The sequence below is a fragment of the Candidatus Babeliales bacterium genome, from assembly GCA_016929235.1.
Classification (GTDB): Bacteria; Babelota; Babeliae; order Babelales; family JABCYS01; genus JAFGJD01.
In genome coordinates this window covers 186,394-197,679 of record JAFGJD010000005.1, presented here as the reverse complement: position 1 = coordinate 197,679, position 11,286 = coordinate 186,394, and the positions used below count along the sequence as shown (strand labels likewise).

General features: G+C 40.0%; 10 protein-coding genes. 6 read left to right on the top strand and 4 right to left on the bottom strand.

The features are described 5' to 3' along the window. Window positions 1-199: 199 nt before the first annotated feature. From pseB to JW872_02995, 4 genes are all read left to right on the top strand, one after another. Complete coding sequence (pseB, locus tag JW872_03010) at window positions 200-1,240, top strand: UDP-N-acetylglucosamine 4,6-dehydratase (inverting) (GenBank protein ID MBN1549607.1); 1,041 nt, start codon at window positions 200-202, stop codon at window positions 1,238-1,240. 3 nt (window positions 1,241-1,243) lie between these two features. Continuing rightward, window positions 1,244-2,479 (top strand): glycosyltransferase, encoded by a 1,236-nt coding sequence (locus tag JW872_03005; GenBank protein MBN1549606.1) that lies wholly within the window; start codon window positions 1,244-1,246, stop codon window positions 2,477-2,479. A gap of 194 nt (window positions 2,480-2,673) precedes the next feature. Continuing rightward, window positions 2,674-4,422: an ABC transporter ATP-binding protein gene (locus tag JW872_03000; GenBank protein ID MBN1549605.1), complete on the top strand. Its 1,749-nt coding sequence runs from the start codon at window positions 2,674-2,676 to the stop codon at window positions 4,420-4,422. Next, the gene (locus JW872_02995; protein MBN1549604.1) at window positions 4,412-5,575 is read left to right on the top strand and encodes a TIGR00180 family glycosyltransferase; all 1,164 of its coding nucleotides are present in this window, start codon (window positions 4,412-4,414) and stop codon (window positions 5,573-5,575) included. Before JW872_03000 ends, JW872_02995 begins: the two co-directional genes overlap by 11 nt. A gap of 37 nt (window positions 5,576-5,612) precedes the next feature. On the opposite strand, the gene JW872_02990 is transcribed toward JW872_02995, so the two are convergent. Further along, window positions 5,613-6,299 (bottom strand): cephalosporin hydroxylase family protein, encoded by a 687-nt coding sequence (locus JW872_02990; protein MBN1549603.1) that lies wholly within the window; start codon window positions 6,297-6,299, stop codon window positions 5,613-5,615. A gap of 195 nt (window positions 6,300-6,494) precedes the next feature. On the opposite strand from JW872_02990, the gene rfbF reads away from it, so the two are divergent. After that, window positions 6,495-7,343, top strand: coding sequence for a glucose-1-phosphate cytidylyltransferase (gene rfbF / locus JW872_02985; GenBank protein ID MBN1549602.1), 849 nt, complete (start codon window positions 6,495-6,497; stop codon window positions 7,341-7,343). 11 nt (window positions 7,344-7,354) lie between these two features. Further along, complete coding sequence (locus JW872_02980; protein MBN1549601.1) at window positions 7,355-8,368, top strand: GDP-mannose 4,6-dehydratase; 1,014 nt, start codon at window positions 7,355-7,357, stop codon at window positions 8,366-8,368. Here JW872_02980 and JW872_02975 read toward each other — a convergent pair. From JW872_02975 to JW872_02965, 3 genes are read right to left on the bottom strand one after another with little or no spacing between them, the layout of a single operon-like run. Continuing rightward, the gene (locus JW872_02975; protein MBN1549600.1) at window positions 8,361-9,515 is read right to left on the bottom strand and encodes a DegT/DnrJ/EryC1/StrS family aminotransferase; all 1,155 of its coding nucleotides are present in this window, start codon (window positions 9,513-9,515) and stop codon (window positions 8,361-8,363) included. The genes JW872_02980 and JW872_02975 overlap by 8 nt on opposite strands. Further along, window positions 9,512-10,057 (bottom strand): dTDP-4-dehydrorhamnose 3,5-epimerase, encoded by a 546-nt coding sequence (rfbC, locus tag JW872_02970; protein MBN1549599.1) that lies wholly within the window; start codon window positions 10,055-10,057, stop codon window positions 9,512-9,514. The genes JW872_02975 and rfbC overlap by 4 nt, the downstream gene beginning before the upstream one ends. Further along, window positions 10,054-11,283 (bottom strand): methyltransferase domain-containing protein, encoded by a 1,230-nt coding sequence (locus JW872_02965; GenBank protein MBN1549598.1) that lies wholly within the window; start codon window positions 11,281-11,283, stop codon window positions 10,054-10,056. Before JW872_02965 ends, rfbC begins: the two co-directional genes overlap by 4 nt. Between the last annotated feature and the right edge of the window lie 3 nt (window positions 11,284-11,286).

Genomic DNA, 11,286 nt, shown 5'->3' with positions numbered 1-11,286 from the left:
GTGGTCGTGTCCATGGATATACGTATGGTTGCTAGCAGGTGTCGTTGTAGAACGGTATTTTGGTTCGGTTAAGTGGGGTGCCCTTCTAGGGTTCAGTGGCTATCGGTGTTTTCTTGTTGTGACATAGTTTATGCATTAGCGCTCGGATCAATCAGAGCTGAAAATTCTCTACCGCGAGATGTAAAAAGAGAGGAAGAATGTGATTAAAGATAAAACGATTTTGATTACAGGTGGAACTGGAACGCTTGGAAAAGCTGTAACATCTGAAATTCTTAAGAGATATGAACCTAAACGGGTAATCGTATTTTCACGAGATGAATATAAGCAGTTTATTATGTCGCAACAAATGCCTTTCAAAGGAGATAAACGGCTTTTATTTATGATCGGAGATGTTCGTGATCAGGCGACTCTTATGAATGCACTTCGTGGTGTGGATATTGTTGTTCATACTGCGGCGTTAAAACATGTTTCTACATGCGAATTAAATCCATATGAAGCAATCAAAACAAATGTTCTTGGAGCGCAAAATCTTATTCAAGCTTCAATCGAGCAGAATGTGAAAAAAGTTGTTGTCTTGAGTACTGACAAAGCTTGTGCGCCGATTAATTTATACGGAGCTACAAAACTATGCTCAGATAAGCTTTTCATAAATGCAAATAGTTACTCGTGTGCGTATGGTACGGCGTTTTCTGTTGTGCGCTTTGGGAATATTGCAGGTAGCCGAGGCTCAGTGATTCCCTATTTTAGGGGTCTTATCGATCAAGGAATAAAAAAACTTCCAATCACCGATGTTCGAATGACTCGCTTTTGTTTGGAAGAGGCGGAGGCGATCAAGATGATTTTAAAGACAATAGATATTATGCATGGAGGAGAGCTTTTTGTGAAAAAAGCTCCATCTATGAGAATTATTGATCTTGCACATGCCATATGCGAGGACGCATCACTTTATGAAATAGGTATGCGGCCAGGAGAGCGGATAGATGAAGCAATGATTGTTGGAGAAGAGGTACAACAGATTCTTGAATTTGAAGATTATTTTCTTATTAAGCCATCAGCCGAGCTTGATCTAGCTTCCTATGTGTACATTGGAGGACGGCAAGTAGACGGTGATTTTGAATATACAAGCAGCAAGAATATGGAATGGCTCTCAATACAGCAGCTTCAGGACCTCATGGGTAGAATCAAACAAGAGCCCATTTTCGCAGATTTATTCGGAGACTTAAAAGTAATTCAACCTTAAGATATGAAAATATTGTTTATAGTTAACCAGTTTCCATCATTGAGCGAAACTTTTATTCTTGACCAAATTACAGGCATGATTGATCGTGGCAATGATGTGGAAATTTATGCGCTTCAGCGGAATAGTGATGTAGTAATTCATGAAGCAGTTGGTCGGTATAAGCTTCTTGAAAAAACATTCTTTCGCTGTAGTATCCCTTCTTCATTTGTGCAACGGATTGCATTTTATATTCGTGTTTCTCTGCGGCATCCCGTTCTCGCGTTGCGCGCACTTCATGCGAAGAAGTTGGGTGTGAAATTTTTGTCTATACAAGATTATTCCGTAGGATGGATGCTTAGTGAGATTGCTGCATTTTATGGAAGGCGTGAGTATGACATTTTATATAGTATGTATGGGACAAATGGGCAAAAGGCGGTTCTTTTTAGAAGTATGGGGCTTCTAAAAGGTAAGATTGCAACCACGTTCTTCGGATATGATATGACAAAATGTTTGAAGGTATATGGAGACACTTTTTACAATACATTGTTTGAGCATGGTGATATTTTTCTACCGCTGAGTGAGCACTTTAAAAATAAATTAATCTCAATCGGTTGCGATGAGCAAAAAATCATAGTGCACTATCTCGGTATTGATCTTTCTGTATTTCAAAAACGAGTCAAGCAGGACGATAGCAGGGGGAAGCATAAAGTGCTTGTTTCGGTTGGGAGATTATCTGAAGAAAAGGGCCATGTATATGCGATTGAGGCGGTGCAAAAGCTGAAGAAGTTTCATCACATACATTATTATCTTGTTGGCGATGGGCCACTTAGAAAAAAATTGGAACAGCGTGTGCGAGAGTTAAATCTTTCGAATGATGTAACATTTGTTGGGCCAAAAATACAACAGGAAGTTTTTGAATTTTTAAGTAAAGCTGATCTTTTTCTATTGCCTAGTGTCATTGTTCCAAATGGGGATGAGGAGGGAACACCTCTTTCACTTATGGAAGCGATGGCAATGGAAATACCTCTTGTGAGTACGCAGGTGGGCGGGATTCCTGAGCTAGTTCGTGAAAATACGGAGTGCCTGGTGCCGCAAAGGAACTCTGATGCATTGGCGGAGAAGATATCGGGGTTTCTACAGGATTCTTCTACGGCAAGAAGTATTGCAACTTCTAATAAAGAATGTATTCATACATTTCATAATCTAGAAGTTCAAAATGATGTCTTAATGAAGCTATTTAATAATATGGTAAATGTATAAATGCAATTTTGACCATCATATAATCAAGCAGGCTGAATCTTTTGAAAATAGCTCTTGGGCTATGCGCACAGGGCAGAATACGCAAGACGCACTATTGGCGATTCTAGTCCCTTTGAATATGAGATAAAATTGTGGTTGGATTTATTTTATAAATACAGTACGCTCATGCCGCAAAAGGGAAGTATGGAGGGCTTGTGTACCTTAAAGATGTCTTATTTCGAATCAATTCTTTGTTAATGCCGAAAGATAGGTTGCGGCTTCTGGGATTGCTTGGATTTTCAGTTCTCGTTTCGTTAACTGAAACTACCGGTATTACTCTTATGCTTCCGTTTATTTCGCTGGCAACCAATTTTGATGTTATTCATAGTAATTATTATTTATCGTATTGGTATCACTATTTTGGATGTAGTGGACCGGCGTCTTTTATCACGATATTAGGATGTGTATTGGTCGTCTTTTACACTGTGAAGAATATCATGAGTCTTTGGTTTATATATGGTGTAACTTTATTTTCTCAAGATTGTTTTTATAGGTTTTCTAGTCGATTTTTTGCAAAATTTTTACGGGCAGACTATTTGTCAGTAATGCGTTATCATTCGGCAAAAATTAACAAAATGGTGCTGGCTGATTCGACACACCTGGCGGTTATAGTGAATTCAGCAATACAGCTTCTTTCAGAAATGATGCTTTTTGTTTTCATTTATGTGGCGTTGCTATGGGTTAATTTAAAGTTGACGCTTGTTTTGACTGTATTTTTTTCGTTGGTTGGGGCCATACTTTTGCGGTTTTTTTCTCGAGAAGTTGCATTGTCTGGGGTTAGAGTTTCTCGGGGTCTAACGGATCTTTCGAGGGCCTTTTACGAGACATTTGCGAATTTTAAAATCGCTAAACTGGCTGGGAATGAAAAGTTTTTACAAGAACTCTTTGATCATGCGGGTGCAAGAGTTGCTCGAGCGCATGTCGTTAATATGACATTACAAAGCGTCCCCAGGCCGCTTTTTGAAGTTTTAGGATTGGGAACTATAATTGCGGTCTTGGTATATGTTGTATACCGAGCAGATACGGCTGTATATATTGTTCCAATTTTATCTGCATATGCTTTAGCGTTCTATCGATTTTTAACATCACTAAACCGCGTAATGACATTATACAACCAGATGATTTTTGCCGTTAGTTCTCTAGATATTGTTAACGTATCGTTTTTGAGGGATGAGGATAATCTTGGAGATGGTAAGATTCCCTTTCAATCGACCCTTAAGTTCCAGAATGTATCATTTCACTACAAACCCGAGAACGCAATATTTGAAGGCCTTTCATTTAGTATTCGTAAAGGCGATAAAGTGGCATTTGTTGGTGAGAGTGGCTCTGGTAAGAGTACTCTCATAGATTTGATTACGGGGATTTGTGCTCCTTTATTAGGAAATATTATTGTCGATGGACAAGTCTTAGATAAGAATACCATGCGTTCTTGGAGAAGTAAGATTGGGTATGTTCCACAATCGGTATATTTGTTTGATGGCACAGTGGCCGAGAATATTGTCTTTGGTCGAAAATATGATGAACAAAGAATATGTGAATCTCTCAAAAAGGCTCACATATTTGATTTTCTTACTCAGCGTCGGGGAATTCATACAGAAGTTGGTGAGGCTGGTACGATGTTAAGTGGCGGGCAAAGACAAAGGATCGCAATTGCCAGAGCTTTATATAATGACCCCGAAATCTTAATATTGGATGAAGCAACATCGTCCTTGGACTATGAGACTGAGAGTGCAATTATGGAGGAGGTTTATCAAGAAAGTGTTGGGAGGACGCTAATTATTGTTGCGCACCGTTTATCTACAATTCAAAGATGTGACTATGTATACGAGTTTGGGAAAGATGGTGTGTTGAAAAAAATGAGGCAACATCATGGTTTAGTGGGGGAGATTATGTATGAACAATAGCCGCCTCAAAGATGTGACCATGATTTTGATCACTCACGATAGATCTCATTTTTTAGCAAGATCGCTTGCATACTATAGCGAGATGAACGCAGCATGTAAGATTATTATTGCTGATTCCAGTGGTTCTAAGCATGCAGCGGAAAATAAAGTTCTTGTAGAAAAATTCAACTCTTGCGGCCTTGATATTGAGTACAGACATTTAGAGGATGCTAATAAAGAGGTTGATGCCCTTGCACATTTTTTGAGTTGCGCCATCAAGGTTGTTGATGCTGCGAACCTTGTGACTACACCGTACACTCTTCTTGCCCCGGACGATGATTTTTTTATTTTGGATGCTATAGAGAAATCAATCCAGTTTTTGGATGAAAATGTCGATTATGTATGCTGTCAGGGAAGGCAGATTGAGTTTTTTTTAAAACGGAGATTGGCTAATAATGATTTTATATGGAAACCGCTTCTGCCATTCAGATTACCTGAGGCCAGATCGGACGATCCAGTTGAACGCCTACACTACATGCTGGAGCGCTATAAAGATGCATATTATGCTGTTTATAGAACAAATGCGTTTCGTCGTATATTTGGAGAAATACAGAGGTGCCCTCTAGATGTGATCTTTGTTGAGGCGTTACATAGGGCGTTAGCGGGTATTTTAGGAAAAACCAAGGTTTTGGATGTTCTATATTTCATACGACAGAGTGCGAGTGATTCTAATAGTATGGGATTCGATCATTCTCAGTTGCTCTACAAAAATTTGTTTCAAAAAATGTGTTTAGTCCACGAAGTCATTGGGCGATGGTTGTGTGAATATGGGGGGGTCGAGCGAGAACGTGCAGAAACTTTGGCCCATTTCTACACCAATCGCTTTGTTAATTGGAAGCCTGACTGGGCGGTTGTTCCGCCGGTTGCAGTGCCGATATCGCGTTTTAAAAGCTATATAAAACACTTGCTTCCTGCGAAAAGTATTGCTTGGATCAATCAGAGACGGTCATGGATTCGAGAACGATATGAAAAAAAAATACAGCGCAAGTTGTTAGTGAAGCAATATTCTAAATTGCTAGGCATGTACCCGATTCAATTTATGAAAATTCGGGAATTGGTTATAAAATCTGATATAGTGGTGCCAATCAATACAGATCGTTGGAAAGAATTATGAACATCGCGATTCCTCTTGTTTTTTTGCTGGTGGCAAGTTAATTTGCAATACATTTCAAAAAACCGTCACGATTCGCCGTGATTAATAGTTTTTCATCGATTGTCCGATCAACTACAAATCGGTTATTAGTTTTAAGAAACTCAACGATTGCTGTTTTTGGATTATTTTTCCTGTCCCATGGTCTATTTGAGAATAGTTCACTCGGAACATCCTCTATGGTTGTATCGAAAACAACGAGATAGCTATCTTTGGTTACAAGTGGAGAGTAGAGCTGTAGCTCTTCAAGGACGTGAGCGTGCGTATGATTTGAGTCTAGGCATACAAGTACCTTTTTCTCTGGGTTTATATATGAAGCAATCTTCTCAACAATGCTTTGGTCGGTTGATGAACCTTCGAGCAAGGTGACATTATTAAAGAGAGGGTGACTTTCAATGGCTTTTTTATTGGTTTCCCTGATATCGATGTCAACAGCGATGACTTTGCCATTATTAGCAACTAGTTTCAGCATAGATGCATAAAAGATAACAGAGCCGCCGTGTGCGATGCCTGTTTCTACAATGTAATCTGGTTTAACTTCCCAAATGAGTTCTTGCATAGCAACAATGTCTTGGGGGAGCTGTATAATGGGGATACCCATCCATTGGAAGTTGTAGGAGTATCTGACGCTATTGCTCGCTATCAACCAATCAGTGGAGAGTTTTTTAAGATCTGTCTGTTGTTTCATTTTTTTCTATCTTTCATTCAATATCTATAGCCGAAAGGAAGCTACCATCCTGCTCAGTAAATGTCCACAGAATTTCTTGCATTTTGATCGCTTGTGTTTGTGCATTATATCGTGGCGATGCTTGTCCAAAAATAGAGACAGAGTGGGGGGAGTATGGTATGCTCTCACAAAATTTGACATGGGGCTGATGTTACTATGAAAAATAATGTACCGGTTATGATTTTAGCAGGGGGTTATGGGACCAGGCTTAGAGAAGAAACTGAGTTTAAACCTAAGCCAATGGTGTTGGTAGGTGGTAAACCCATTATCTGGCACATTATGAAAATTTATTCTTCGTATGGCTTTCGTAGATTTATTGTTTGCCTTGGTTATAAAGGCGATGTGATCCGCAATTATTTTTTAAATTATCGTTATCATAACGTTGATTTTACAATCAATACCCAAACCGGAAGTATCATCGAGCATCAAATGGATGATGATCGATGGGAGATTACGTTGGTTGATACTGGTTCTGAATGCTTGACGGGTGGCAGAATTGCGCGCGCTGCACGATATGTGAATACAGATTATTTTATGTGCACATACGGAGATGGCGTTGCAGATGTGGATATTAATAAACTTGTTGATTTTCACTTGCAACATGGGCAATTAGCTACATTGACTGGTGTAAGGAATCCGTTTCGTTTTGGGAACTTAAAAATATCAAAAGATGTTGTTGCAAAATTTTCGGAAAAAGCTGGCACCGCTGAAGACTGGATCAATGGTGGATTTTTCGTATTCAACAGAGGATTTCTTAAATATCTATCTACGGAATCGTCATGTATTTTGGAACAACATGCTCTCCCCGAGGTCGTTCGAGATAGGCAACTGAAAATTTATAAACACCATGGTTTTTGGCAGTGTATGGATACGATACGCGACCATGAAAAATTAGAACAACTGTGGTTAACGGGAGCCCCATGGAAAAAGTGGGAGACTCCTCCAGCGATTAAGCCTGCCGTGCGAGAGAAACTTGATAAAAATTCTGAGCAGATACCCATCTAGAGAGGAGATCAGTGTCTTTTGAACTACAGAATATTCTTGTTACGGGAGCGGCGGGGTTACTAGGGCCGCAGCTTATAACTGAATTATTGAAGAATAAAGCTAATGTAATCGCATTTGAACGTGATATTAAATGTGATTCTTTTTTATACAAACGAGGACTGGATCGTCGGGTTTCAGTTGTTTATGGTGACTTGTCTAACCTTGACGACTTGGTGAGAATTCTGAATGAGTTTGATATTGATGTTGTCTTTCACCTCGGAGCTCAGGCAATTGTTGGTAGAGCAAATAGATCTCCGATTAGTACGTTTAAGTCGAATATAGAGGGGACCTGGAATCTTTTGGAGGCATGTCGCCTGTCTCCATGGGTGAAGAAAATCATTGTTGCATCAAGTGACAAGGCATATGGAGAGCATACTAATCTTCCATATTCAGAAGACTATGCCTTGCGGGGTCGATATCCCTATGATGTTTCAAAAAGCTGTGCTGATTTGTTGGCGCAGTCTTATTTTCACACTTATAAGCTACCTGTATGTATAACCCGATGTGGAAATTTTTTTGGTGGAGGCGACTTACATTTTAATCGCATTGTGCCGGGAACGATCAGGGCGTTATTACTGAATCAGCGGCCAGTGATTAGAAGTAATGGCGCATTGATAAGGGATTATATCTATGTCAAAGATGTTGTAGACGCCTATATAGCCCTAGCGCTCAAAATGGATGATTCTGCTATCCTTGGCCATTCGTTTAATTTTAGTACAGATAAGTCGCTCAGTGTTCTTGAGATTGTCGATATGATTAGACAAGAGGCCGGTATATATCTGGAGCCTATTGTTCAAAATCAGCATAATAATGAAATTCTCGCGCAAAATTTGGACTCAAGCAAGGCATATCGCATGCTTGGTTGGAAGCCTCGGTATGGAATCAAGAGGGGATTAGCTGAGACCATTGCATGGTATCAAGATTTTTTGGGAATAGCTTCTGATATACATGCACATGAGCAGTTTGCATCGGAACAAGTCAAGTAAGTTCTCCCAAGTATTCTTGTATTGCATTGCATACATAGTTTACATCGCTCTTTGTAAGGGTTGTTCCTGATGGAAGGTTGATACCTAAGCTTCCAATTGCATATGCATATTTATTTTTTTTCTTGAAATTAACACCGAAGGGTAAAAACCGTTGATATGCAGGCATAGAGCTGAGTGGATTAAAAAATGGGCGACACGTGATTTTTTTATCCTTCATCTTTTGAATAAAAGTTTCTTTTGATGTGTTAAGCGATGGATCCAAGATAAAAGTTGTTAGCCAATATGAGTTTTTTAGCCCGGGAGATGAGGGATTAAGATGAATGCCTGGAACGTTCTGTAATGCAGTTTCATACCAAGAAAAAATTTGTCTTTTTTTATTAACGAGTTCATCAATCCGTTTGAGCTGTGCTAGTCCGAGTGCTGCTTGCATCCCGGTTGCTTTATATTTATAGCCGATACGATTTGCCTGAAACGATTTATCGGTGGGAGCTCTTCCATGATCATGGAGTTCTACCGCGGTATTATAATAGAGATCACTATTGGTTACGAGCATACCACCTTCGCCAGTGGTAATGGTTTTTGTTGGATGAAAGCTGAAAACACTTATGTCTCCAAACGATCCTGCTTTTTGCCCATTAAATTCTGAGCCGATAGCCTCGGCAGCGTCTTCTAGAATAGGAAGATTGTGCCGTGTGGCGATAGACCTGATTGCTTCCATGTCTGGGATATTACCATACAAGTCAACGGGCATGATAACGCGTGTTTTTGAAGTAATGGCGGCTTCAATTGCTTGTGGGGATATGCACCATGTGTGGGGATCTATATCAACAAAGACAGGTGTTGCGCCTAGCCAAACGATCGGTTCAGCACATGCGGTCCAAGTACTGTCGGGAAGAATTATTTCGTCTCCGGGTTGCACTCCCAAGGCAATTAAAGCTAAGTGGGTAGCTGCAGTGCATGATGAAAGAAACAGGGCGTGCTTTACACCTATATACTCCTTAAATGCTTGTTCGAATGCTCTATGGTTGAGTGTGGCATTTTCGTACCATCCATGTGTGACGGCTTCACATACAGCGTCGATTTCTTTTTGCGTAATCGAAGGGCCAGTGATTGGTATTGTTTTTATCGTGTCCATAAGATCTTTCATGAGGACTGCGTTGTCCTTGGTACATGATCCCAGTCTTGGTCTTTTTTAGAGATTATCATCGTATCAATAGGCCACGAAATTGAAAGCGTAGGGTCATCCCACCTGATCCCAGATGCACTGTCTGGATGATGATAGGCCGTAAGAGCATAGGATAGTTTTGTCTTGTCCTCGAGGGTTTGAAAGCCGTGAGCGAATCCTTCAGGAATATAAATAGCGTTATGTTTTTCCTCTGAAAGGATAGCTGTAAACGTTTGGAGGAATGTTACAGACGTTGGTCGCAGATCTACAATGACATCGTAGGCAGATCCTTGAATACATGAAATGAGTTTTGCCTCCTGGTGAGGCTTTTTTTGAAAGTGAATTCCTCGGAGAGTCCCCCTTTGCTCATTATAAGAAAGAGCTGTTTGGACAAACGGTTTGACAATACCTTGTGTTTCAAATTCTTTTTTGCACCAGGTTCTTTCAAAATATCCACGATGATCACGATGTGGCTCCAGCTCAATTAAGAATGCTCCACTTAGTGGGAGGGTGATAAATTTCATGACAAAATCTTTGGTTTCGGAGAAGTAACAATAAATCTACCACCCCAGCTCTTAATATATGCAAGCTCTTTGGTGATTTCTTCTTGAAGGTTCCAGGGTAAAATGAGCACATAGTTAGGTTTTTGCTTTTTTATTTCTCCGGGATGGAAAATGGGAATATGGGTTCCGGGTAAATACTTGTTTTGTTTGGCGGGATTTTTGTCAACTGTGAAAGGGAGCATACTGGGAGTAATCTGGCAATAATTTAAGAATGTGTTCCCCTTTGCGGGAGCACCGTATCCAGCGATTGTGCCTTTCTTCTTTTGAATGTCACTAAGAAAAGATAAAAACTCCGCCCTCAGCTGCTCAACTTTGAGTTGGAACTGCTGATACGTTTCTAGTTTTGTAAGACCAGCTTTTTCTTCTTCAGCAAGAATAGCATCTATGTTCGTAGTAACTTTTTTACAGATATCATCTGTATGTCTTACATAGATTCTCAGTGATCCGCCATGAGTCGGAATTTGGTCTACGTCAAAGATGGTCAGATTATGATGAGCAAAGATTTTTTGCGCTGTAGCTAATGAGAAATAAGAAAAGTGTTCATGGTATATCGTATCAAATTGGTTATGTTGTATCAGATTGAGAAGATGTGGGAACTCTATAGTGATAATACCTGATGCCTTCAAGAGAATCTTCATACCGGCGATAAAATCATTTAGATCGGGAACATGTGCAAGGACATTGTTTGCAACGATCAAATCAGCAGATTTATCTGTGGTTTGTAGTTTGTTTGCTAATTCTTTTCCAAAAAACTCGCGTAGAGTTGGGATGCCCTTTTTGAGTGCGGCATCAGCTGTGTTTTTTGTCGGTTCTATTCCAAGGTGCGGAATATGCTGTGCTTGAAAAAACTGGAGGAGGTATCCGTCGTTGCTTGCTACTTCTACGACAAAGCTTTTGTTATCTAGACTGAACTTTTTGACGATCATCTTTGCATAGTCTTCAGAATGCTTGAGCCAGGAGCTTGAATATGAAGAATAATATGCATAATCACTTGAGAAAATGACATCGGGATCTTCAAATGAAGCAACCTGGACGAGGAGGCAGTTGGTGCATACGTACGCATGAAGAGGGTAGTACTTTTCTGAGGAGATGCTCTCTTTTGCGACGTAAGCGTTGGAAAGAGGTGATGTTCCTAGATCAGTAAAAGTAACGGTGAGAGGGGTATTGCAAAAGCGGCAATTAGTCACACT

What these genes read in the sequence shown, in the direction of transcription:
- JW872_02975 (MBN1549600.1), bottom strand. Translation starts at nt 9,515, where the DNA reads ATGAAAGATCTTATGGACACGATAAAAACAATACCAATCACTGGCCCT.
- JW872_02995 (MBN1549604.1), top strand. Translation starts at nt 4,412, where the DNA reads ATGAACAATAGCCGCCTCAAAGATGTGACCATGATTTTGATCACTCAC.
- JW872_02990 (MBN1549603.1), bottom strand. Translation starts at nt 6,299, where the DNA reads ATGAAACAACAGACAGATCTTAAAAAACTCTCCACTGATTGGTTGATA.
- JW872_03005 (MBN1549606.1), top strand. Translation starts at nt 1,244, where the DNA reads ATGAAAATATTGTTTATAGTTAACCAGTTTCCATCATTGAGCGAAACT.
- rfbF (MBN1549602.1), top strand. Translation starts at nt 6,495, where the DNA reads ATGAAAAATAATGTACCGGTTATGATTTTAGCAGGGGGTTATGGGACC.
- rfbC (MBN1549599.1), bottom strand. Translation starts at nt 10,057, where the DNA reads ATGAAATTTATCACCCTCCCACTAAGTGGAGCATTCTTAATTGAGCTG.